The organism is Vibrio zhugei (genome assembly GCF_003716875.1).
Classification (GTDB): domain Bacteria; phylum Pseudomonadota; class Gammaproteobacteria; order Enterobacterales; family Vibrionaceae; genus Vibrio; species Vibrio zhugei.
Window position 1 is genome coordinate 224,154 of sequence record NZ_CP033077.1, and the last position, 24,278, is coordinate 248,431.

Annotated in this window: 24 protein-coding genes and 1 pseudogene; 11 read left to right on the forward strand and 14 right to left on the reverse strand. The window is 43.9% G+C overall.

What is annotated here, in order from left to right:
* Window positions 1-18 precede the first annotated feature (18 nt).
* Window positions 19-1,251: an allantoate amidohydrolase gene (locus EAE30_RS01115; protein ID WP_123014280.1), complete on the forward strand. Its 1,233-nt coding sequence runs from the start codon at window positions 19-21 to the stop codon at window positions 1,249-1,251.
* A 46-nt stretch (window positions 1,252-1,297) separates the two neighbouring features.
* On the opposite strand, the gene guaD is transcribed toward EAE30_RS01115, so the two are convergent.
* Window positions 1,298-2,662 (reverse strand): guanine deaminase, encoded by a 1,365-nt coding sequence (guaD, locus tag EAE30_RS01120; protein WP_338419004.1) that lies wholly within the window; start codon window positions 2,660-2,662, stop codon window positions 1,298-1,300.
* Between the two features lie 250 nt (window positions 2,663-2,912).
* Here guaD and EAE30_RS01125 point away from each other — a divergent pair, with 250 nt between their 5' ends.
* The 7 genes and pseudogenes from EAE30_RS01125 (at window position 2,913) to EAE30_RS01155 (ending at window position 8,567) form a co-directional block, all read left to right on the forward strand.
* On the forward strand, window positions 2,913-3,287 hold the full coding sequence (locus EAE30_RS01125) for a late competence development ComFB family protein (RefSeq protein ID WP_123014282.1): 375 nt from the start codon (window positions 2,913-2,915) through the stop codon (window positions 3,285-3,287).
* 9 nt (window positions 3,288-3,296) lie between these two features.
* Complete coding sequence (locus EAE30_RS01130) at window positions 3,297-3,575, forward strand: HlyU family transcriptional regulator (RefSeq protein ID WP_123014283.1); 279 nt, start codon at window positions 3,297-3,299, stop codon at window positions 3,573-3,575.
* 528 nt (window positions 3,576-4,103) lie between these two features.
* A complete protein-coding gene (gene vxrA, locus EAE30_RS01135; RefSeq protein WP_123014284.1) occupies window positions 4,104-5,579 on the forward strand; it encodes a sensor histidine kinase VxrA in 1,476 nt (491 codons plus the stop codon).
* Window positions 5,554-6,213 (forward strand): response regulator transcription factor VxrB, encoded by a 660-nt coding sequence (gene vxrB, locus EAE30_RS01140; protein ID WP_123014285.1) that lies wholly within the window; start codon window positions 5,554-5,556, stop codon window positions 6,211-6,213. The genes vxrA and vxrB overlap by 26 nt, the downstream gene beginning before the upstream one ends.
* Before the next feature lie 3 nt (window positions 6,214-6,216).
* Window positions 6,217-7,122: a DUF2861 family protein gene (locus EAE30_RS01145; protein ID WP_123014286.1), complete on the forward strand. Its 906-nt coding sequence runs from the start codon at window positions 6,217-6,219 to the stop codon at window positions 7,120-7,122.
* Window positions 7,123-7,182: 60 nt separating this feature from the next.
* Window positions 7,183-8,368 (forward strand): annotated as a pseudogene (locus EAE30_RS01150) (conjugal transfer protein TraF).
* Window positions 8,369-8,408: 40 nt separating this feature from the next.
* Window positions 8,409-8,567, forward strand: a complete 159-nt coding sequence (locus tag EAE30_RS01155; protein WP_123014287.1) for a YoaH family protein — start codon at window positions 8,409-8,411, stop codon at window positions 8,565-8,567.
* Between the two features lie 199 nt (window positions 8,568-8,766).
* On the opposite strand, the gene EAE30_RS18705 is transcribed toward EAE30_RS01155, so the two are convergent.
* The 6 genes from EAE30_RS18705 to EAE30_RS01185 form a co-directional block, all read right to left on the reverse strand.
* On the reverse strand, window positions 8,767-8,973 hold the full coding sequence (locus EAE30_RS18705) for a hypothetical protein (protein ID WP_164711759.1): 207 nt from the start codon (window positions 8,971-8,973) through the stop codon (window positions 8,767-8,769).
* A gap of 1,140 nt (window positions 8,974-10,113) precedes the next feature.
* Entirely contained in the window at window positions 10,114-10,794 is a 681-nt protein-coding gene (gene mtgA / locus EAE30_RS01165; RefSeq protein ID WP_123014965.1) for a monofunctional biosynthetic peptidoglycan transglycosylase, read from the reverse strand.
* A gap of 53 nt (window positions 10,795-10,847) precedes the next feature.
* Window positions 10,848-11,795: a D-2-hydroxyacid dehydrogenase family protein gene (locus tag EAE30_RS01170; protein WP_123014289.1), complete on the reverse strand. Its 948-nt coding sequence runs from the start codon at window positions 11,793-11,795 to the stop codon at window positions 10,848-10,850.
* Window positions 11,796-11,908: 113 nt separating this feature from the next.
* Complete coding sequence (locus EAE30_RS01175) at window positions 11,909-12,562, reverse strand: DsbA family protein (protein WP_164711761.1); 654 nt, start codon at window positions 12,560-12,562, stop codon at window positions 11,909-11,911.
* A gap of 159 nt (window positions 12,563-12,721) precedes the next feature.
* Window positions 12,722-13,033, reverse strand: coding sequence for a stress response translation initiation inhibitor YciH (gene yciH / locus EAE30_RS01180; protein WP_123014291.1), 312 nt, complete (start codon window positions 13,031-13,033; stop codon window positions 12,722-12,724).
* Between the two features lie 28 nt (window positions 13,034-13,061).
* On the reverse strand, window positions 13,062-13,433 hold the full coding sequence (locus EAE30_RS01185) for a DUF3319 domain-containing protein (protein ID WP_123014292.1): 372 nt from the start codon (window positions 13,431-13,433) through the stop codon (window positions 13,062-13,064).
* A gap of 95 nt (window positions 13,434-13,528) precedes the next feature.
* Here EAE30_RS01185 and EAE30_RS01190 point away from each other — a divergent pair, with 95 nt between their 5' ends.
* Entirely contained in the window at window positions 13,529-14,497 is a 969-nt protein-coding gene (locus EAE30_RS01190; RefSeq protein WP_241967634.1) for a tyrosine-type recombinase/integrase, read from the forward strand.
* On the opposite strand, the gene EAE30_RS01195 is transcribed toward EAE30_RS01190, so the two are convergent.
* Together EAE30_RS01195 and EAE30_RS01200 are read right to left on the reverse strand one after the other, a co-directional pair.
* Window positions 14,481-15,485, reverse strand: a complete 1,005-nt coding sequence (locus EAE30_RS01195; protein WP_123014293.1) for a D-alanine--D-alanine ligase — start codon at window positions 15,483-15,485, stop codon at window positions 14,481-14,483. The genes EAE30_RS01190 and EAE30_RS01195 overlap by 17 nt on opposite strands.
* A gap of 155 nt (window positions 15,486-15,640) precedes the next feature.
* Window positions 15,641-16,204, reverse strand: coding sequence for an SPOR domain-containing protein (locus tag EAE30_RS01200; protein ID WP_123014294.1), 564 nt, complete (start codon window positions 16,202-16,204; stop codon window positions 15,641-15,643).
* Window positions 16,205-16,435: 231 nt separating this feature from the next.
* Between EAE30_RS01200 and EAE30_RS01205 the strand changes: the two genes are divergently transcribed.
* A complete protein-coding gene (locus EAE30_RS01205; RefSeq protein ID WP_123014295.1) occupies window positions 16,436-19,120 on the forward strand; it encodes a bifunctional acetate--CoA ligase family protein/GNAT family N-acetyltransferase in 2,685 nt (894 codons plus the stop codon).
* Here the strand turns inward: EAE30_RS01205 and EAE30_RS01210 are convergent.
* The 4 genes from EAE30_RS01210 to EAE30_RS01225 form a co-directional block, all read right to left on the reverse strand.
* A complete protein-coding gene (locus tag EAE30_RS01210; protein WP_123014296.1) occupies window positions 19,117-20,007 on the reverse strand; it encodes a LysR family transcriptional regulator in 891 nt (296 codons plus the stop codon). The genes EAE30_RS01205 and EAE30_RS01210 overlap by 4 nt on opposite strands.
* A gap of 508 nt (window positions 20,008-20,515) precedes the next feature.
* On the reverse strand, window positions 20,516-22,210 hold the full coding sequence (locus tag EAE30_RS01215; RefSeq protein ID WP_123014297.1) for an SgrR family transcriptional regulator: 1,695 nt from the start codon (window positions 22,208-22,210) through the stop codon (window positions 20,516-20,518).
* 81 nt (window positions 22,211-22,291) lie between these two features.
* Window positions 22,292-22,525 (reverse strand): DUF3389 family protein, encoded by a 234-nt coding sequence (locus EAE30_RS01220; protein ID WP_123014298.1) that lies wholly within the window; start codon window positions 22,523-22,525, stop codon window positions 22,292-22,294.
* Window positions 22,526-22,530: 5 nt separating this feature from the next.
* A complete protein-coding gene (locus EAE30_RS01225) occupies window positions 22,531-22,962 on the reverse strand; it encodes a hotdog fold thioesterase (RefSeq protein WP_123014299.1) in 432 nt (143 codons plus the stop codon).
* A 248-nt stretch (window positions 22,963-23,210) separates the two neighbouring features.
* On the opposite strand from EAE30_RS01225, the gene EAE30_RS01230 reads away from it, so the two are divergent.
* Complete coding sequence (locus EAE30_RS01230; protein WP_123014967.1) at window positions 23,211-23,777, forward strand: PhnA domain-containing protein; 567 nt, start codon at window positions 23,211-23,213, stop codon at window positions 23,775-23,777.
* Between the two features lie 79 nt (window positions 23,778-23,856).
* On the opposite strand, the gene EAE30_RS01235 is transcribed toward EAE30_RS01230, so the two are convergent.
* On the reverse strand, window positions 23,857-24,066 hold the full coding sequence (locus EAE30_RS01235; RefSeq protein WP_241967559.1) for a hypothetical protein: 210 nt from the start codon (window positions 24,064-24,066) through the stop codon (window positions 23,857-23,859).
* Window positions 24,067-24,278 lie beyond the last annotated feature (212 nt).

Here is a 24,278-nt window from a genome sequence, read left to right on the forward strand (position 1 = left end):
AACAGAAGGAAGAAAAGCATGGATAGCGCTTTATTGGCCGCACATCAGATTATGGAATACGCTGATATCTTGGCGACATTCAGTGCCGATGATGATGGCATCACACGTGCATACTTAACTGAGCAGCACCAACAAGCTCACCAGCAAATACAAGCCTGGATGGAACACGCTGGGCTATTGAGTTGGGAAGACAGCGTCGGCAATCAGTGGGGTAGAAAAGTGTCGCCGAATCCCACCTTGCCAACCTTAATTATTGGCTCTCATAGTGACACCGTCACTAATGCAGGGAAATATGATGGTAATTTAGGCATTTTATTGGCCATTGCTGCGCTAGACCAATTGCGTGAGGTCGCGTTACCTTTCCATGTGGATGTGGTGGCTTTTGCTGATGAAGAAGGGACACGCTTTAATACCACACTCATTGGCTCTTCCGCCGTGGCTGGTATCTACCAATCACAGTGGCTTACCGTAACGGACCGTGATGGGGTGACGATGGGCGATGCCATGCGCAAGTTTGGTCTCGATCCTGCAAACATTGCCTCCGCTGCTCGGCGTGCAAGTGATGTCTCCGCTTATTTAGAGGTGCATATTGAGCAAGGTCCGGTGTTAGAAGCCAACAACCGTGCGGTCGGAGTGGTGTCCGGTATTGCAGGAGCTAAGCGTTATGAGTTGAACGTAACTGGAACAGCGGGGCATGCGGGGACAGTGCCGCTGTCGTTGCGACGAGATGCGTTGTGCGGCGCGGCGGAAATGATTCAGTTCATTGAATATTACGCAGGGAAGCATGATATGGTCGCAACCGTTGGTATGTGTCATACCCCGCAGGGGGCGGTCAATGTCATTCCGGGCAAGACGCAATTTACGTTAGATATCCGTAGTGAGAATCAAGACAAGTTAGAACATGCTGCGCAAGAAATTATGGTGGCACTTGAACGTATTGCCAAGCATCGTCAATTGCAGTTAGAGGTCAGTAATATCTATGATGCTCCCGCGGTTCTGTGTAGCGAGGGATTGAGTCAATTGTGGGCAGATGCGGTTCATCGTGTGACAGGACAAGAGGCGTTACTGTTGCCGAGCGGTGCCGGTCATGATGGTCTGGCGATGGCAACACTTACTGAGGTTGGCATGCTCTTTGTACGTTGTGAAAAGGGCATCAGTCACCATCCAGCAGAGCAAGTAAGTGTCGACGATGTGAGTGTCGCTTTGCAGACTTTGGTTGCCATGATTCAAGGTTTGTCACTCAAGCAATAATCGTGACGGTTTGTTCCATGGTTATCGAGCAAACCGTCCATTCCTATCAGTGTGCAGCATGGCGTTCATAGACTCGCTGACCTGCAACATAGGTCGATTGTACGACGGATTCGTTCCCTAAGAGCAGTAACGCAAATAATCGGCTTTTTATATCGGCAACGTGTCTGATTCGTTGTTTGAGTATCGGTAAATTATCGACATTAATCACGATGAAATCGGCTTCCGTGCCTGTGTTTAGGTTACCAATCTTATCCTCAAGAGACATCGAGACCGCGGTGCCTTGTGTACATTGATACAAGGATTCTAAGGGGTTAAGGCAATGCGCTTGCATTTGACATGCTTTGTACGCATCCGCTAGGTTTTCAAATAAAGACAGACGAGTTCCGGCGCCAATATCACTGCCAAATGCGATATTGCCGTCGAGGTTTTTGACTTTTTGGTAGGGAAATAGTCCCTTACCTAAGAAGAAGTTTGAAGTGGGGCAACTCACAATCGTTGCGTCGGATTGAGCGATGCGCTTAAATTCTTCATCACTAAAATAGAGGCAATGACCGAGCAGTGAACGTTCACGTATCAGCCCTGATTGTTCGAAGATCGATAAATAGTCTCGATGCTGCGGGTAGAGACTTTTGGCAAGTTCTACCTCAGCAAGACTGTCACTTAAATGACTTTGAATAAAAATATCGGGGTGACGTTTGGCTATGTGAGTGATTTCGGTAAGAAGTTGGGGGGTACATGCCACCGCATAGCGCGGCGACAGAGCATATAAATGACGCCCATTATTATGCCAACGTTCAATTAATGCTTCTGTCTGATAGGCGGCTTCTGCTGGTTTATCTCTCATCATATCCGAAGCAAATCTATCCATCATCACTTTACCGCAGATCATGCGAGCCTGATATAATTCGGTGGCTTCAAAGAAAGCGTCGACTGATTCTGGGAAACGGGCCGCAAAGACACTGGCGGTAGTCGTACCGTTTGCAAAGAGTTGGTTGAGAAAATCGATCGCTTGTGCTTTAGCATAGTTTTTATCTTGATATTTCTTTTCAGTCGGATAGGTATAGGTTTTTAACCAATCAAGCAGTTGTTTGCCATAACTGGCCATGATTTCCATTTGCGGATAATGAACATGGGCGTCGATTAAACCAGGCAGGATAAGCCCATGATGATGAGTCACAGGGTGGTGATTTGGGTTCAGCGTAGTTTGATGATGCAAAAAATGGTCGTAAGTATTGAGATATTCAATACGGCTACCACGTGTGATTAATATGCCATCATCATAATACTGATAATCGTTTTGTGGGGATCTCGTTACCCGAGGAAAGTGAAATATTCTACCGCGATGAATCTGTATACAATCGTCCATAATTCTACTAAGTATGTTTGTGATAGTCACTGTGTCGCATTTCATCCCATCAGATTGTGGCTAGAGACAATCTCGTGTATTCGATAAAACGCGTTTATGTGGGAAGATAATTCTACTTCCTCTACTCTAATCAATAACTTACCATAGCCTTATGAAACTTGGCGAATCGAAAGGGGACGTCACCATTTATTTTTGTCTTTTTTTTTGAGAATAGTTACAAAAATAGGTTGAATGACCTCGCGTTGACTAAAATTAACATGTCAGTGTCTTTATATCATCTATGGAAGGGAGCGAGATGAACATTCATTCCGGCGTTCATAATTATATGGAAATTTTAGTTGGGCAAGCATTAGTCGAGTTGGATTTTCAATGGTATTATCACGAAGAGCAGCTAGCCGATGTAGCTTGCCTCGCGCTTAACCAACTGCGGCCTGTTTATATTCGACATGACATTGATTTTTTATCGGCGCTCACAGAAGCGCGATTGGTCATCTTGAAAGAAAGTGCAAAAACCGCATTATTGGCAGCGGAGTCGATGATCATACATGACCGACGTCAGAGTCGTGACAACAATCCGGTTGTCATGCCATCGCGGGATTGGTTTGCAGAGGATCAAGAGCTTGAATGGTATGAAACTCCAATTTTAAAAACGAAAGAGATGGTAGATTAAGGAATCATTGTGGGATTATTTACGCGTTTATTTGGTGAAAAAAAAGCAGTCGTCAAACCAGAAGTGACACCGGTTGAGTATCAAGGGTACTTTATCTATCAAGAAGCGTTAGAGGAAGGCCGCCAGTTTCGGGTTGCCGGTCGCATAACCAAATCCATTGATGGTGAAGAAAAAGAGCACCGATTTATCCGCTCTGATGTCTTAGCGAGTGAACAAGAAGCCAATGAACTGATGCTAAGTAAAGCGAAAATGTTCATTGACCAGATGGGTGATAATATTTTCGCCTAATCATTGTATTTTATAGAAAAAAGCGCCGTGTTAGGCGCTTTTTAGTGTGCGGCTTACTACGTTTATAGATGAGTGCCGCGGTGGTATTTCTGTTGTTGCCAGTACCTGATTGCCGCTCCCAAACGCCTCCCGTTGGCAATACATTGTGATGAGTACTGGTGATTTTTTGCTTTAGGTCGGTTGGTATCTAATGAGTATCTTCGCTCTGAAAATCTGTCATGATGTTAAGTTGATTTGTGTGTAGTATGAATAGACTTGGTATGATTCAGTGTACGACTCAATGAGGCTGAGTCTGATGTGCAACTGTATGAATTCGTTTTCATTGATAGCATGAATGAGACACGCAAAATACGCTGATGGTGTATACAAAAAAGTATTTAAAATGTATGTTATTGGTCCATTAACGCAATATTGTATAGTCGCGATATGGTATAACAGCAAGACCTTTTCTGAAAGATAACCATTATTGACATAAATATAACATTTAGGCTTATTGCATCGTTAATACTTTGCCGAAGTTTTGAATTAATGACTTATAAAAGATTTCTATTGAAAAACGCGATTACGACAGCATTTGTAGTCATTGGAACCATGTTCTCTGCTTTAGCGCACGCCGATTCGCTACCAGAACGTATTGATCTTTTCGTATCGCTGTTTGATTACGATGATGCGGTAGTGTCCTACGACTTGAATACGTTGCATCGTGATTTTCCCGATGTGTTGATTCGACCTAGCACGATGTTACCACAAACGACAAAGTATCCGTTGAACGCACTGCAGCAGTTGTATCGTTTAGCAAACACGTGTAGTGGTAAATTACCGTATAATCCATTAGTGACGGAACCCCTTTCTTTCACACGAGCGATGTGTAAAGGGACGAAACTAAAGCCGAGCTGGTTTGCTCGAAGTGGGCTTATTCATCCGGGGGGTGGAACTTATGCTGCTCGGTATGTGCAGAAACATACGAATATGTTTGCTGCGTTACAGCAATACATGCATATTGAAGAACGACCAAAAGCACCGACAAATACATTATTAGGACGTTTACAGTCTATGAATAATCAGTCGCTGCAAGCCTTACTCGACGGATCGCTTATGTTCAGTGAGCATGAGGAACTCTGGCTGAGAAAAGGTGACAAATATTATGTGTTCGATTTAGGAGAGTGGAGTCAGAATGCAAGAAAAGCAGGCTTAACCTATAACCTAACCAGTGCGAACACGGCATGCTTTGTTCAACGCGGTAATATTTGCTGGGACATTGAAGATCACTCCAGCTTACTGCGTATCAGTATGATTGTGTTAGTGATTGCCAATATTCTATTGGTATTAGGGTGGGCGATTTATCGCTGGAATTCCAAGCGGAATGAAATGCGCAGTCGTATGTTGATCCTGCAGATATTAACGCATGAACTACGTACGCCAATTGCGAGCTTATCTTTAACAGTAGAAGGCTTTAGGCGTGAGTTCGAGCATCTACCGCATAGTGTGTATGATGAGTTTCGACGTCTATGTGAAGACTCTCGTCGTTTGAGACAGCTCGCCGAGGCAAGCAAAGACTATTTACAATCGGACAATAAACCATTATCAACACAATGGGTTCCATCTGTTGCTGAGTGGTTGGAGTTTAAATTAGAAGAGGAGTTCTCAGAGCCGATAGCGCTGGAAATAAATAATGATATCGCAGCAAAGCTGAATGTATATTGGTTAGGAACCTGTGTTGATAACCTGATTCGTAATGCTGTGAAATATGGCGTTGCTCCTGTTGCGTTGGATGTAACTACCGCAGATAACTCAGTCACGATAAAAGTGACGGATCAAGGCTCACTTAGCCATAAAGATTGGCGGCAATTGCGTAAGCCATTTGTGAGTAAAAGCGGTCTTGGACTTGGATTGACTATTGTAGAATCAATGGTTGGAAGAATGGGCGGTACGATGAGCCTTATTGGACCACCGACAACATTTATATTGGAGATACCTTGTGAAACAGACATTGCTTCTCGTTGAAGACGATAAAAATTTAGCAGACGGCCTATTGGTAAGTTTGGAACAAGCGGGATATAACTGTTTACACGCTGAAACCATTGCTGAAGTAAAACCGCATTGGGAACACGCTGACTTGGTCGTTTTAGACCGCCAGTTGCCCGATGGTGACTCAGTTCAACATCTTGCTGACTGGAAACAAATTAAAGATATACCTGTCATTTTGTTAACCGCTCTAGTGACAGTCAAAGATAAAGTTGCGGGTTTGGATGCTGGAGCGACCGACTATCTCACTAAACCTTTTGCAGAAGCGGAATTATTCGCGCGTATTCGTGCACAAATGCGTGCTCCGGATGAAGAAGGTGCCGATGATAATAAAGTGGTTACCAACCACTTGGTGATCGATAAAGCAACACGTGAGGTGTTCTATCATGATGAATCGATTACCTTAACCCGTACCGAATTTGATTTGTTGTTATTCTTAGCCAGCAACCTTGGTCGTGTTTTTACCCGTGATGAGTTACTCGATCATGTTTGGGGTTATAACCACTTCCCAACGACGCGTACTGTCGATACACATGTTCTGCAGCTGCGTCAGAAATTGCCAGGCTTAGATATCGAGACGCTACGCGGTGTCGGATATAAAATGAAAGCGTAAATAATGAAGAAAGCGCTCTTATTAGGCACGTGTTTATGCGTGCCTTTCTTTGCTCATGCTGATTGGTTTGAAGAGAACACACCGTTAACCCAAGCACACCAACATCTGTTGGAAGGGGATTTAACCAGTATGTTCGACTCGATGGTTGAAGTATGGCAGTTAGATAAAAACAAAAATATTAGCGATCATTTGAATGATTTGCTGATGCAAGCACTGGAAGCGGATTGCGGTAAAGGGCTTGATAGCAAACAGTTTCCTAGCTGGATCAATGCCGTCACTCTGAGAAGAGTGAACATTCAAAGTCCTGGCCGAGATGTGTACCAAGCCATTATTGAAGCCTCCACAGGGAAACCGATCAGTGCGATTCGGCTAACTCAGTGGGTTGATAAAACCATTTCATCCGATACCAGCTTCAAAGAAGTGAAAGCCAGTGATATCAACGATTATTCGCCAGCCACTCAAGATAGTAATAACAATGCGCATCACTATATACAGCGTTATAACCTGAATAATGCACTTTCTGTTGGTTTATATCGCTTAGATATTACCGCAAGTGATCAGGAATCTTGGAGTACTTGGATTATTTTAGGCAAACAGAAAGCCCGACAGTCGGTGCGCTGGGCGTCGAAAGATCACTGGAAGGTCGAAAAAAATGCCTTGTTGAATAAATATTGCCCGTTACCCAAATTGGGCGTGACGGTCTATGATTATGTCAAAGACGATTATAAACCTATTTGGAAACACTCGTACGATTCTGATTACCCAACCTCACTACCGATTGATAGCCTGCCACCGAATAATTACGTCATGGCAATATCAATGACGCAGCAACGTTGGCAAGGACCTCTGATTCTAGAAAATTCACAAGTGATCAGTAAAACGTATACTGTCCCTAATAAAGAGAAATAAAGACTAAAGCTCATTTCTGTTAAGCCGATAAGAAGAAAACATTCTGTTGGTTTAACTGGTATGAATAAACAATCATTATTTAAATACAGTGCGTTAGTCCTTTCATTATTGTGTACAACACCGACTTTTTCTGCCACGCCATACTCTATTGAAGCTCGTGGTGATGGTATGGGAGGTGTGGGTGTTGTATCAGCTTCCTATCTGACGGCTCCTTTTTATAATCCTGCATTGACGGCCATTTACCGGCGTAACGACGATGCAGGAATGATCTTACCTAGTGTCGGTGTCACTTATGATGACCAAGACCAAATGCTTGATTTGATTGACCGGCTGGCAGATTTATTGGATGCCTCTGGTGACACTGTCACTCAAGAGCAAATTGATGAAATGGATAGCCACGCTTAACCAATTGGATGATTCTGAGTTCAATGGTGAGCTGGGTGGCGCTTTTGCGATAGGGGTTCCCAATCCTTATTTATCAATGAATATTTTTGGTAAAGCCTATTCAGAAACTTACGTCACGGCGGATGTCGGTGAGTGTGGTACGCCAAGCGATAAAAACGCCTGCACATTACAACGCGCTCGTAATACCACTATTGACTCTGTCTCTGTTGCGGTCGCAGAAGTTGGAGTGGCGATGGCTCGCTATAGTACGGTATTTGGACAGCATATGGCATTTGGTATATCGCCAAAATTGCAGCGCGTGTATACCTATGTCTATCAAGCAACCCCTGATAATTTTGATTTAAAAGACATCACAAAAAATAGTGGTGTCGATAACATGATAAACCTCGATGCCGGTGCACTTTGGTTTTATGGTCCTTATCGGCTCGGCTTTTCGGCTGCAAACTTAGTGCCTCACGATATTGAAACCCAATCCGTCACCGCCTCAGATGGTTCATTACTCCAGTACTCCTATAAAATGCGTCCTCTTTATACGATCGGTGCAGGTATTGTTGCGGACTTCTTTACCTTGAGTGTCGATTACGATCTGAATGAATTGGGACGATACGATGCATTTGACGATAATCTACAAATGCTCAGAGTAGGGGCAGAGGTTGATTTGCTACGACAGTTGCAGTTACGGATCGGGTATAAAAAGAATGTTGCTTATTCTGGCCGAGAGCCGACTTATACTGCTGGCATTGGTTTGGCGCCACTGGGTTTGTTTCAATTGGACGTGGCGGCGAGTTACACAAATGAAGATTCGATGGGCGCTTACATAAACTTCCTTGCTAGTTATTAGATTTCACTTTATATTCGGTCTCCGAACTAAGGAGTAAACAATGTTTGAAGATCTACCAACGATGACTCATGCTGAACAACAAGAAGCCGTCGAGAAAATTCAAGAAATGATGCGCCAAGGTATGAGTTCTGGGGAAGCGATCAAGTTAGTCGCTAACGAGATTCGAGAAGCTCAGAAAATCAACAAAGCACAGTCGTAATTCCCAAAGCACCGTCATGGTGCTTTATTTTTCGCGCCATGCATCACGATCACTTCTAAACGTGAATACCTCTATTTTCCCGCCGTAATCTGAGCGATGTCAATTAAGTCACTTTGAATGGCATAATCCTAGTGCACTATAACTAATTGATGTCCCCATTCAACGATATACTGACAACGCGATAGACGCGACAGTGTCACTATTTATCATGTTGTTCTACACCGGAACGATGTTGCATTCTCGGCATAAACGCGCAGCAATAGCGATGAATTATGATCGCCGATCCCAATAGTACAAACAGGTTCAGAGCCCATTGCTGAGAAGAAGCAAAATAGATATAGCCGCTAAGAACCAAGGCGAGTAGGGATGTTATGGTACTTAAATACGTTTTTATACGTCGTGTCATGATCGTTCCCTCTATGTCAGTCTTGTGCTTTAACGCCATCATTGTTGTGACGCATATGACGCTGTCACGTAATGATGAACAAGATAAACGTCAACACATGGATTTATTTGCTACACTAAGTGGAGAAAGTGACATAATGATGACTTATCCACAGTTATTCCATTTATGTGGCGCAAGATTAGATTATAGCCAATGATGTATTGAAGCAGTATGTGCATTGTTGTTTATACATATCTATCATCTATAAATTTGAAACGTGTCATACTTGAAACCATTGTTTCCTTAAGCGACACAATCAAATTTTGGATCCTATGTTAAACAGTTACGTCTCGATTGTTGTATTTATGCACATATTATTCATTCTACAGATGCTCTGTAGTGAAATCTCATTATGGTGAATGGGAACGTTCCATAGTGCTCGGTAATGTGGTAAATATCATAAAAACGAGGTGTTTTATAATATACTTTACTCATTAAAGCGCTTATAATGAATGACTACATTTATTATGAGGTATCTTCATGACTGAAAAATCTGCTTACTTATACTATCTTGGCTTGGCAGCGACGCTCTCATTTGGCTTTGCATTCTTTGTGTTTTTCTTAGCCGTCACTAAATAATGACTATCATCCATCATGGTATTATTGGCATTCCATGATGGATAAGTGGCTCGTTTGGTGGGCAGAAAAAAGATACGCTGTCACTTAATAATCTCGAGCAAAGACTCTCGGTATATGACCAGTAACAACGTTTCAGTATCAGTAGATATCATTTTTTATACAACAGCTTTTAATGAGTCAGTGCGTGATTAGATTGCCAGCCTCGATAATCTGTTGCCAGTCGGTATCGAGTAAGAGCAAATCGGGTTCAATGATTCAGCTAATCTCTTTATTCACCAGCGGCCTCATCATTTACTTTTAGTGCGCATTATATGTGTTATGTTAAATTGTAATGACAGTGATGCTCGACTCACGGTCATGGCTTATTCAGTATCCTCTCCCATTCGTTTGCACAGTAAGGTTATGATGAGCCGTGTATTAAACATAACTATTTACCATAAAATACCTAATAATCAGTTAGTTATCTTTTCAGATACTGAACTGATTATTAGTCTTTACAACATTCGTTAACACACAGTGCGGCTACTCTAAGCTTATTGGACCCAAGTTTCTCATTTGTCCAAGTACCCAGTTGACGCGCTGATGAACATAATCGGTCATGGGCACCGGATGAATCTCATAAGGATTGGGTAATACAACGGCTAATTGCGCGGCTTGATAGCGACTGACTTGACTGGCATTAATCCCAAAGTAATGTTGAGCGGCGGCTTGTACGCCATAAATACCTGGTCCAAATTCAATGACATTGAGGTACACCTCCATAATGCGTTCCTTTCCCCAAATCAGTTCCAGTACGAGAGCAATGTATAATTCATAGGCTTTACGAACATACGTATGACTCGGAAATAAAAACACATTTTTAGCGGTTTGCTGAGTAATGGTGCTCGCGCCACGATCAGGCCCTCCAGGCCCACTGGTATTGATGACTTTCCATAGCGCATGAAAATCTACTCCCCAATGCTCCGGAAAACGTTGGTCTTCCGAGGCCATGACCGCCAATGGTAAGGCGGGAGAAATTTTCTTCATCGGTACCCACTGATGTTCAATATGATTCGGGTAGCCAGCGATAGGAAATAGCGTGCGGTGGATCTCCCACCCCCAAATTGGCGGATTGACGAACTTTAGAATCAGCGCAAGTATAATTGAAGCGCCTAGTAATATGGCCATCAGCCACATTACGGTTTTTTTTATTCGGGCTATTATGAGGGATTTCAGTCTGGCCACATCGTTTCCTATTCGAATTACGTTGACTGTCTTTAAATAAGATTAGTACGGATATAAGTTAAGAGATTATCAAACGCGATCTTGAAGTACATTTCGTAACTATTGCGTTCAACGTACCCTAAATGCGGAGTGGCTGTCACATTGGAGAGAGATAACAACAATTCGTTTTCAGGGGTCGCAGGCTCAATATCAAAAACGTCGATAGCGGCTTGTTTGGTCGGATGATGACGTAGCTCATGATAGAGTGCGTTAGGTTCAACCAGCTCTGCTCGGCTCGTATTAACAAACAATGAATCAGACTTCATCAGTTGCAAATCTGATTTTGTGACAGTGTGACGTGTTTGATCATTAAGACGCAGATGTAATGAGATGATATCGCTCTCGCTAAAAAAATGCGCTCGAGATGGCGCGATAAGGTAACCATCTTGTTGAGCGATGTGCCGAGACCGCTCACTTCCCCAAATCACAACGGTCATACCAAAGGCGCGTGCGTAGTTCGCAATGCGCTTGCCGATTTTTCCATAGCCCCATATGCCTAGCTGCAACCCATCCAGTGTCCGCCCTAACCTTTGCATATTGTTCTGTTGCCAATGACCTTGACTCAGATAGTGGCAATAGGAAGGAATCATTCGTGTTGCAGCCATCATTAGCGCCCAACACAATTCTGCTGGAGCGACGGGCGAGCCACGTCCTTCTAATACGGTGATGCCGTATTGGTTGCAAGCCGTCATATCGATATGTTGACTGATCTTGCCAGTCTGACTGATAACCTTTAAGTTAGGTAATTGGGATAATAAGTTAGCATCAATTGCTGTACGTTCTCGGATTAAGACCAGCGCTTCAATGTCGTGTAATTGTTTAATGAGTTCGTCTTCTGAGTCGCTCCCATTGAAAATAGTGACCTCGTGGTCTACTAATGTGGTAAAGCATGGTAAATCCTTCACCACATTTTGATAATCATCCAGAATCCCGATTTTCATGCCCATTTTCCTTAGCAGCACCTTACTGATATCGCCCGTTTACCGCAGTTGCGATAATCCACTAGCTTGTCTGTCATGCTACAGAGTTGACTTAAGTTTTATGTCAAGTTTGTTCAAATACTTTGCGATGAGTTTAAATAGGCGCTGACGTAATCCAGCCACTGAGCAGGCTGACCATAAAACCGAGTATGGTCTAAAACCCTGAGTAGGCCATCGCCCTGCTCAATAAGAAGGGTTGGAAAGCCTTGCCCACCAACAGAACGCAGCCATTGCTGCGATTTTTCGATATGTCGCTGAGTTTCATTGCCCAACAGGCGTCGAAAGGTGTCAATAAACGTGGCCGAGTTGATCCCCATTTCAGTGGCTAAGTCAGTAAGGTGCTGAATATCGGCAAGCGAGCGTCCTTCGACAAATTGTGAATATTGCATGCGATGTAAAAAACAGACGGCATCCATCGACAAGACCTCTGCAGCTAATAATGCGGTAATGGGCGTGTCTGAATCGAGAATGCGTTGCTTATCATTGAGTAATTTTTCGTAGTAAATATCGCTGAATACTTGTCCGGTCAACTGAGTGACTCGCTTATCCATGGCGATAATCTGCTGTTTAAAACCCTCTGGGAGCGGTTTTTTATTTATCCCTGAGAATAATCCACCACCATGAAGCGTGATGGTGAAGCGAGGATCTCGCGCTAATGCTTGGATTAAAGGAGCTGCGGCATAACACCAACCACATTGCGGGTCCATTATATAGTGTAAGGTTGTCATGAACATTCCATTGTATAATTGTACGTTTATAGCACTTTAAATTAGCGCAAAGTTGGCCTAAAGAATACGAAATAAAGGTGATAAGCTGAGGGAGTACACAAATAAAAAGCCATCTCTGAGAGTATGGCTTCAATGCTATCTTGAGTGCAGAGTTATCGATTAACCACCGGCCAATTTAACTGTATGCCCTTTTTTTTCTAAGTGCGTTTTAATTTTATCGCGCATGTCACCTTGAATTTCAATACTGCCGTCCTTTACCGAACCACCACAGCCACACACTTTTTTCAATTCAGCGGCTAGCAGTTTCAACGGCGCATCATCCATATCCAAACCTTTGACCACCGAGACACCTTTTCCTTTACGACCTTTGGTTTCACGATGAATACGAACAATGCCGTCTCCTTGAGGTCGAGCTTTCTTTTCCGGTTCTGGTTGAATACGACCAACGTCGGTTGAATACACTAATGTCATAATATTCTACTTCTTTATTGAGTTGTGCTTATTTGCCTTCTGCTCGCTTTTTCGCGATAAGATATGCTTCAATATGTTTTTGTATGGCAAGCTTGGAGCCTTTAATCAAACGACCATTGAAGAAGCAGTACCAAGCATTGGCCGCGCCAGTGTCATTTTTGATGGTATAACCGTTAAAGTTTTCTTGGGCGCCAGCGTGTGCGGAATCGTCTTTTTTCGGTTGTAAGGATTCGAATTCCTTGGGATCAATTAAGGATGCGGTATCGCACCACCAATCAATACTTTTCTTTACTGCAGCCAGACTGCCCGTGATAACATGCTTTTTTATTCGGGCTTGCCAAACTTCAGTGGAATCAGAAGTAGATTGCAATTGAATCCCTCGATAAATTGATACAGCCATAAGCGCTCGCTACTCTTGTTTCATTTGGTTAGTATAAATAATAATTGTATATTTTAGCTTAGCAAGTCTCTTTGTGTCTAAACTTCGAGTTTATGGTGTTTTCATTGAAAAAAAATTCCCCAGAGTTCACAGATCCGCTGCAGGTACGCCGCAATCGAGTTATTTTAAGAAATCCGCTAACAGTTGAGGATTTTCAAGATATTACCCAAAATGGGTATGCAAAACGTTCCTGCATTGCCATGGTAAAAGATTGGAATTTGTTTCTAGAGTTTTGCCAGTTAAAGCAAGTGAGTCCGTTACCCGCCTCTACAACGGCGATTCGCCTATTTTTTGAGAAAGAAGCCCGTTCACGGAAGTTCTCAACACTACGTCGTTATTCCATCACTATTAGTACGCTTCACAAATTGTCCGGATACAGTGATCCCACTCGAACTCAACCCATTCGACAATTGTTAATGCAACTGCGTATCGACAAACATGGCGATGGTAAGCAAGCGGAAACGTTTACCGCGACGCATTTACACCATCTGCATCAAACGTTAATACGCAGTGATGTGATTAAAGATATTCGTGATCTTGCGATTTACCATGTGATGTTTGAATGTGCGTTGAAGCGTGGTGAGCTCAAGCAATTGGATATTACGCAATGCGTCTATGAAGACAACCGACTGATGATTATCCTTGGTGAGACTCATTATCAATTATCTGAACAGGGGCAAATCGCGCTTCAGCGTTGGCAGCAACAAGTCGGTCTTGATACTGGCCCGCTATTTCGTGGTATTAACCGCCATGGGCATATCTCATCAGCACCACTGGATGATTCATCCATTTATCGCGTATTGCGTCATGCCGGTGAGCGATTGGGACAACCTGGTCTGAAATTTTCGGGGCAATCAACGCGAATAGGCGCGGTGAAAGAGCTGTCAAAACAAGGCTATAAACCTCGAGAAATCCAAGCGTTTGGTCGGTGGCTCAGTGCTGCAATGCCGTATCAGTATCTTGGGCAGACCCATACGGCAGAGCAAGAAAAACTTAAGTTCTTATCGTTCAAACCTTGGGATTGATCGCGTCCAGAATATGTTGGCCCAAGAAATCAGCAAACACATGGCCATTGTGTTCAAGCATTTTAGGGAACATCGAAATTGGCGTCATACCTGGGAAAGTATTGACTTCATTTAGGTAGACGTCACCGTCTGGCGTGAGGAAAAAGTCGATCCGGGAAAGATGTCTTAACTTCATATGTACAAAGGCTTTTTTCGCAGATTCACGGATGATGTCGCGTTGTTCGTCCGTCAAATCATCCACTTCGACTTTGGTCAAAGAGTGGCTATCTGCCCCATACTTTTCTTCGTAGGTATAAAAGGCATTATTCGGAGCAATGACTTCGCCGGGCTGAGTAATAAATAACTCATTTTGATATTCATACGCGGCCACTTCAAGTTCTCGAGGCTGCACCGCTTTTTCAACCAGCACTTGTTCAGAAAACTGAAACGCGTGTTCAACCGCCTCAGCCACACCGTCTAAAGATATGACCTTGTAACAACCTATCGATGAACCTTGCCTTGCCGCCTTAACAAACACCGCTCCCCATTGTTCAACCGCCTGCTGCGTGCGTGTGACTGCATCCGCATCATTGCTGGTTAAAAATAAGTAAGGCGTATTAGGAATGCCAATCGCATCGTACCAAAGCTTGGATGTGATTTTATTAAAACTATTACTGCTTGCTTCGGGGCCACAGCCTAAATACGGAATATGAGCCAGATCGAGCATCGATTGAATGTCGCCGGTTTCTCCGGGAAATCCATGAATACAAGGAACAACGAAATCGATGGTATGAGTTTGCGAGACGCTCACCAACGAAGCAGAATTGATATCCAGCGTAACCAATTCTTGCGCGGCGTTATACCAACCTTGTGATGTTATCTCGACCCGAACCACATCAAAGTGATGATTGAGTTGCAACTGCTGTTCGATGTAATTGGCTGAAATAAGAGAGACGTCGTGCTCGGAAGAGCCGCCACCACACAGTAATAAAATTGTTGCTTTTGCCATTCTTTAATCCGTGACTGACCTAATGAGGTTTTCAACTATAATAGTCGATTAGCCAACAACTTACAGTGTTCTTAATGCATTGTTTACTGAATTTTAGCTTAACCGGTTATTTCGCGGACAATTAAGGGGCATAAATGCCCCTTTTGTCTGACCGCTTAATTCAGCTTATTCATGGTTGGGAATTTCGAATTCTTAATGGAATCGATACTCTTCACGAAGGGTTTGAGTTTAAGAATCTCTTGTGGGAGTGAATCGACGGCTTTTTTCGCTTGTCCACGTGTTGCAAAATCGCCATAAAGAACAGAGAACCATTTAGTTCCATTCACTTCTTTGTAGTTTTCCCAAATCGGTTGACCTTGCTTCGGTAATTCTTTAACAAAACGGTCAACTTTGCGCTGCGCACCGACAGCAACCACTTGAATTGTGTAACCAAAACGCGTTTGAGCTTGTTGCTGTTTCGTCGAAGGAGGCACAATACTGGTCATTGCGCGTTTCGGTTTTTGTGGCGCTTTGGCTTTAGACGGAGCTTGACTCACTTTAGGTGCGGCGTCTTGCTCAGACACACCTTGTAATTCATCTTGGTTCGATGAGAGAGGCTGAGTAACGTCGGCGATTTTAAATTCTTCCCGGTGGCTCTGTGAGGTGACATCGGTAACGTAATGTTCAGTGGCACAAGCAGACAATAAAGCTGATAAGCCGATGATGATAATCTTTTTCATGGGATCTCTAACACTCTTTATATAGATGTATCTTCAAATCATGCCGATAGGAGCGGCGAGAATCAAGTTGATGTTGCTAATATACAATGCTTTCCTGTGATTTATGACACAATATAGACTTAATCCACAGCAGTTGTGATCATTCAAACACTAATCATACACTGAACAAGACACAATTCATTATAATAGTGATGCAAAACAGCACTTACGTTCTGATGAGTAATGAATGATATGAATCGATTAACCGCCCTACTCAACCCAAAATCGGTGGCCGTGATCGGCGCATCGACCCGTGCACATCGAGCTGGGCACGTCGTGATGAAGAATTTACTCAGTGGTGGATTTAATGGGGTCATCATGCCTGTGAATCCAAGGTATTCTTCCGTATGTGGTGTCTTTGCTTATCCTGACATTCAGACGCTACCTCTCACACCCGATATTGCTATTCTCTGCACGCATGCGTCACGGAATATCGAGCTGATTCAACAATTGGCCGATAAAGGCGTGAAATTTACCATTATTATTTCTTCGGATATGTACAGTCGTGACGAACATGGAGAAACCATTAATGCGCGTTGTCAGCATATCGCGAAACTAACGGGCATGCGTATCTTAGGCCCGAACAGTTTAGGCGTGATTCTGCCTTGGGTGAATTTTAATGGCTCATTTTCTCCCACCACCACTCAGCAAGGCAGTATTGCCTTTATCTCACAGTCGGCAGCCGTGTGTACAACAATCCTTGATTGGGCCAATGACAAAGGGATTGGTTTCTCGAGTTTCATCTCATTGGGTAATGCCAGTGATGTGGATTTTCCAGAGCTGTTAGATTATCTCAGTGTCGAGCGTCACACGAGCGCGATACTGCTCTACATTGATAGCATTCGTGATGCGCGGCGTTTTATGTCCGCTGCTCGTGCCGCGGCGCGCAACCGACGTATTTTGGTCGTGAAAAGTGGCCGCACGTTAACAGGAACGCGCGCCACCCATCAACATACTGGAGGGCTTGAATCGTTTGATATCGTGTATGACTCAGCAATACAGCGTGCTGGGATGCTGCGCGTGTACACCATGCATGAATTATTTGCTGCCGTTGAAACCCTAACTCATACAATCCCTCTACGAGGCGAGCGCTTAGCCATTATGACCAACGGCGGTGGGCCGGCCATTATGGCGCTGGATACGCTCCTTGAGCGTGGCGGTAAGCTCGCTGAGCTTGAGCCCCCGATCATTGAACGTTTGAACAGTGTTCTTCCCGCCAGTTGGTCGCGTAACAATCCGATTGATATTGTTGGGGATGCGAATGCTGAGCGTTACATTGTCACATTGAATGCGTTGTTAGACAGTCAAAACATTGATGCGATTTTGATCATGCTAAGCCCCTCAGCCATTGCTGATGCCGATGAGACTGCGAAAGGAATCATCGAGTTTATACACAACGATGCCCGCGCCAAGAAATTTAATATCTTGACCAATTGGTCTGGCGAGCAATCGGTACATAGTGCAAGGAATCGCTTCACCCAAGCCGGTATTCCAACCTATCGCACGCCTGAAAGCGCAGTCAGTGCCTTCATGCATTTGGTCGAGTATCGGCGTAACCAAAAACAATTAATGGAAACACCAACAACCACAGAGACATTACAACGAGGTCACCTTCAATTAGCCCATCAATGGATTCACGATAAATTAAGACTGGCGCCTCGCGTTCATTTAGAAACTCATCAGATTAAGCCGCTACTGCGCGCCTATCAATTTGACGTGCTTGCCACCTACATCGCCATTGATGCAAGCGAAGCCGTCCACTTGGCAAATCAAATCGGATATCCTGTGGCGTTAAAACTGCATTCTCCAGATATTATGCATAAATCCGACGTTCAAGGCGTGATGCTCAACTTACGTAACGCTCAAGAAGTTGCCAGTGCTGCGCAAGCGATCATTGACCGAGCCGAGGTCTCCTATCCTGGTGCACTGCTGCAAGGTTTGCAGGTGCAAGCCATGGCGCCAACCACTGGCGCAGAGGAACTGAGGGTCAAGGTGATTCAAGACCCTATTTTTGGGCCAGTCATTTTACTCGGCCAAGGAGGCTCTGACTGGCGAGCGCACAGTGATGCGGTTGCTGGATTACCGCCCCTCAATACCACACTGGCTCGCTATATGATCATTCGCGCTCTTAAGCAAAACAAAATCCGCTTACAAAAGGGGCATGCTCAGTTTGAGCAAACGAAGTTAGCGCAATTCTTAGTTCGGCTCTCTCAAATGGTGATTGAGTGCCCGCAAATTGAGGTGCTAGATATTCATCCACTCCTCGCGGTACATGAACACTTTACGTTACTCGATGTGGATTTAACCTTATGTGAGTTTTCAGGTGATGCTCAAAGTCGCTTAGCCATTCGCCCTTATCCCACTGAGCTGATCAGTGAGTGGCAAGACAATAAAGGTGACAATGTCACATTTCGTCCTATTCTGCCGGAAGATGAGCCGCTTCACGCGGACTTTATCCGGCATGTCACGAAAGATGATCTCTACAAACGTTTCTTTAATGAGGTCGGTGAATTCAATCATGAAGCATTAGCCAACATGACACAGATTGATTATGACCGAGAAATGGCGTTTGTCGCGGTGCAAAATGGCAACATTATTGGTGTTTCACGTGCGCTGATTAATCCAGAGAATACCAATGCGGAATTTGCTATTTTAATTCGCTCAGACTTAAAAGGACGAGGTTTGGGCAGGCAATTATTGGAACGAGCGATTCACTATTGTCGCGATAAAGGAACGACCAAAATATCCGGCATGACAATGCCCTCTAACCAGGGCATGATCGCGTTAGCCAAACGGTGCGGATTTACCGTGGAAATATACCTTGAAGATGGAGTGGCAGAACTCGAATTGCCACTCCAAGACAGTCAAGCGCGTTAACGTAAAGACCAGTGTTTTTTCAAATATTGAATACACCAAGATTTGGCTTCACCCAGTTTATTACGTCGCCACGCCATGATGAGTTCTAACTCTCTCGGTTCGCTGCCTTCAATAAGCGTGAGCTGCCCACTATCAACAAACGGTTGAGCGACTTGAACCGGTAACGTTCCAATCCCTAGACCGGCCACCAAAGCTTCACATTTAACGCTCATATTCGTGACCGTTAAGCGAGGCTGTTTTTCCAGAATATTCACACTGATTGCAGGCTGATCGCGCGCGGTATCGGCAATCGCGACAATGCGATATTTCTGGCGGGTCACATCGTCAAATGGACCCGGTGAGCGCTTATGCACGTAATGTTCGCTCGCCGCGTACCACGCTATCTGCATTTTGCCCAAGTGTTCAGCTTTCACGTCTTGTGGCAGCGTTTCTATTTTTGGGCATACCAGCAAATCCGCACGATCCGTTGATAAGGATTCCCAGCATCCTGCGAGAATTTCTTCTTGTAAGCGTAAACGCGTTTTACTGACCACACTGAGGTCATCAACCAAAGGAAAGAAGTTCTTTACCGGAATAATACCGTCAAATGCGATGGTCATATCCAACTCCCACCCATTGGCCAAGACCGTCGCATCGTGCACCAGTTTTTCTGTGGATGACAACAGTAAACGCCCATGTTTGAGGATTAATTGCCCTGCTTCTGTAAAATTCGCTTTATGACCAGAGCGATCGAAGATCATGATATCCAAATCTTGCTCGAGTTTTTGAATCTGATAACTGAGTGAGCTGGGTGCTCGATTTAATTCATTGGCTGCCGCAGCGAAACTTCCTCGTCGATCGATCGCATCCAAGATGTGTAAAGCTTCAAGAGTAATAGGACTCTGCACTATGGTTATTCCTTTATTATTTATGCAAAAGTGGCGTCTTATCCCCACAATATCATGGCGTTAATTGTGGAGATTGGAGGTTAATGGCTGGTTAAAATAACAATTTACACGGCTAATAAACAAAAGCAAAGATAGCAGCAAAAAATAGTGACCTGTGTATATGAATCAAAATCAGTAATATGCGGTGGTTAAGTGTTTTATCTGCACCATGTGATTTAGTTATAGTGCATTAGATAATTAAACCAATAAAAAAGCAAACCATCGAGGTTTGCTTTATCTCAGAGTGAGCGCTAAAGAAGGTTGTGAACAACAGTGAGTTGACGCTCAATTCCCGTTTTATCTTAACGCTTGTTTTTGATTTCTTTAGAAATCATCACAACGCCGGTAACAATAAAAAATACAATCAGTCCCAAAGACATAACCAGCCCCTATTCAGTAGTCGTTGATAGCTGAATCAATGATAGCAAAACCTGCTGTTTTTTACAGCAATTTATCGTTAAGCGTTGAATTAGCTACGTTCAGGTTTTACCCATACTCGACTAAAATCAAACCACCCCAATGCATTGCTTTTCGCATTTTGTAAAGCGCCACATTGGTCCTTAGAAACACCGAGCCAGCAATGGAACATCGGCACAATTTGATAATGACTCAGGAGCGATTGTCCTAACTCTCGCCCAGGGAATTCACGCTGCGGGTCACAACGCCAAGCATCAATCTGCCCTACCCACTTAGCAAACACTTTTGGCGAACTCAGTTGCTGTATGTGAGAGTCGTCCAATAGCCATGCCGCAAGCGCCTCGTCACGACGATTGGCGATACCGGTACTCTGTAACCAAATATCCACATCGAGTAGCAACTCGGATTCTGTTTCGTATTTCACAAACTCGACAGTCACACCGTCGGTAGCCAAAATCGATTTTAATACGTTCGCCAAGGTCGGGAACATAGGGTGATTGGCTTGATAGGCGATTTTTACACGCGCTTTACTAGGAAGAACACATTCCGCGTTAGCGGGCAATTGGTGATGCCATCCAGGTTTAAGACCATGTGCAGGCACCAATCCCATATCGATAATGCTGGACTCTGGCATTAAGCGCATTACGTTCAATGCCCGCAAACGATGAGAGAAATATTGCGCCCAATCATCACTTTTAGCGAGCCCATTGTGGCGATTTAACAATAAATACATGCATCCTGGGTCTAGATCTACGTCCTCTTTAGAATACATGCGCTGTCCTAACTGGCTTGGAATATCAATGGACGGAAACACCAACGATGAATGCACTTCACTGATAACCCAGACCTCAACACGATCAAGCAATGGCCGATAACCGAAGTATCCGTCATAAGCTTGTAAAATCAGTCGCTTATCATCATTCATGACGACTTTATATGGACCGGTTCCAACAGGGTAGATATCAAAATCGTCTTGCCGTTGTTCTTCAGGAAGAACAATATTCGCACAGGTTTCTGAGAGCCACAGTGGTAAATAATGGTCTGCGTGTGCTAATTGTATATCGACCACCCACTCAGAAGGCGAGCTGATTCGCTCAATATGAGCAAAGAGATGAAATGAACGCAGGTGACGTAAACTGTCTTGCACAATATCTGTGGTCAACAATGTACCGTTGTGAAAGCGTACCCCTGGGCGCAGGTAAAAACGCCAATGCTCGGGTGTGATCGCCTCCCAATGGTGGGCGAGATCGGGCTGTACGTTTTCATCATCATCAAGCCGCGTCAACCCATTAAAGACCTGCCTAACGATATGACGTTCAGAGCGCCGCATCGATTTCAATGGGTTGAGCATCGATAATGGCCGATAATATGGCAAGCGAATAACAGGCAGTCCGTGAGAGTGCTGAACGCCCAAATAGCTTTGGATGACCTGAGTCAGTTTACTCGCATCTTGATCGAGTACACTTAATGCTTGGCTAACTTTGCCTTCATCCAGATAACGCCGAGCGAGGTTTTCACTCACATCCGCACGTGAGCGCTTAAACAATAATTGGGACAACTTGCCACGACCCGCTGCCGGGTGCCACTCAATCCAGCCTTCTTCCTCCAGTTTGTTGAGAACGATACGCGCATTACGACGTGTGCAACACAAGATATTTGTCACATCATCGAGTTGAGTGTCCGCATCTTCGCCATGAAAATGTTCAAAGAGCGTTTCAAACTGTACACGTAATCGGGGACTGCTCATAAGGGAGGAAACTCATTACCTAATTATAGAAAGTTTAGTTTCCTCATTTTTGCGAGTAGATGCAAGTCACCCACCCAAGATTTAGCGAATTTCACAGCCTAACTGCTCACTTATCAGGGTAAGCTGTTCTAATGTATCCAGTTTTAAAGACCACTTTACCCCACCCACATTCGCCATAATGACATTTGCCGTTTGGCCAAATAACGTTACGGCCTCTTGTTGTGCTTGTAACACGGTCTCGGGCATCTGAGTGAGACGAACCACGATTTCATGAGGCGTCACAATGATCGTGCCTTGAGAAAATTCAACACGCATTGTGGTTACGCCTCTTTCTTATGTCGTTTGACCGCTAACGTCAGACGGCTGGCACACACTAAACGCCCTTGTTCATCACAGATATCGATTTGCCAAACTTGAGTCATTCCACCACGATGCAAGGCAACCGCGGTCCCCGTCACCGTGCCACTTCTCATGCCACGCATATGGTTGGCGTTAATATCAATACCGACACAATAGCTATTCTCATCAACGCTGAAAAAACCCGCCACCGATCCCAAGGTTTCCGCTAATACGACCGATGCCCCGCCATGGAGCAATCCCATCGGCTGATGAGTGAAAGAACACACTGGCATCGTTGCAGACAGTCGGTCATCACCAATCTCGGTATAAACGATATTTAAATGCTCAATCAACGTATTGGCCGATGTCGCATTCAAAATATCGAGACTTATCGGCTTCTTCCAAATTTTCATACCCTAACCTCATTTTTCTTAATTTTTATTCTGCAATTACAACAAATACTTATAGAAAAGGCCATGCTTTCGAATGACTTTAGCATTGCTAATTGGAGTTATGTTGTAACTAAAGCCACTAATTAGGCCTTTATGAGATAAATTCTGCTCAAAGCGTGATTAATTTACCTAATATCTCGAATACCCCTTTAAATCTTGTGTATAAAATGGATAATACGCGCCTTAATGATTTTATAAATGGTGATATCATGTCAACTGAAGCTACTTTACTTGCACGCTGCAACGCTCATTGTGAATTATGTAATTCCGATGCTCCTCTTTCTCCTTACGTGGTATCACCACACACAAACGTAACCGTAGACCATGCGGTGATGCTTTGTGAAACATGTCGCTCACAAATTGAAAACCCAGAGACTGTGGATATGAATCACTGGCGTTGTTTGAACGACAGCATGTGGAGTCAAGAACCGGCGGTTCAAGTTCTCGCTTGGCGTCAGCTTAAACAGTTATCATCAGAGAATGGCTGGGCGCAAGATCTCTTAGACATGATGTATATGGAAGAAGAGACCCAAAAGTGGGCAGAAATTGGCATGGATGACGATGCTGAAAAACCCCGTGATGTGAACGGCGTTGAGCTGAAAAAAGGCGATGACGTCACGATCATTAAAGATTTACCTATCAAAGGTTCATCACAAGTTATTAAACAAGGAACCGTGGTACGTGGCATTAGTGTCTCTGACGATCCTAAATTGGTATCAGGCAAAGCCAACGGCCAATCTATGTACATCATTGCTGAGTTCTGTCGTAAGAAATAATCCGGTCTAATGACCGCTATCGATGGATAAAAAAAAGCTGACATGACTGTCAGCTTTTTATTCACACTTGCTCAACACATTACTGTAAACCAATATCTCGACGTAAGTAGTCAGACAGCTCTGCAGTATTGTAAAAAGATGTACTTTCTTTTTTCGATACTACAATATCGAACAAATGCTTAATCAATCCTTTGAAGTTAACCGAATAGGTTTTGTTATCCGTAGACGCATGCTCTAATGTATTCATTGACATTGTTTGTGACATCATCGCCCCCTGTTTTAAGGTCATTCACTTCATGGCGGCAAAGATATACAAAATAACAGCAAAGTAACACTGACAATTCTTATTAAAATGGATTAGTTTTTTTTATGCGAATGTAGCCATAAAAATGATGAATAATTATTCCTGTCACGCGGCTAAATATCACGAAAAATGGGAATGACTATTCATCGTTATCATCGCTCAGCGTTTATAAAAATACAAAATGACGTGATTAACCA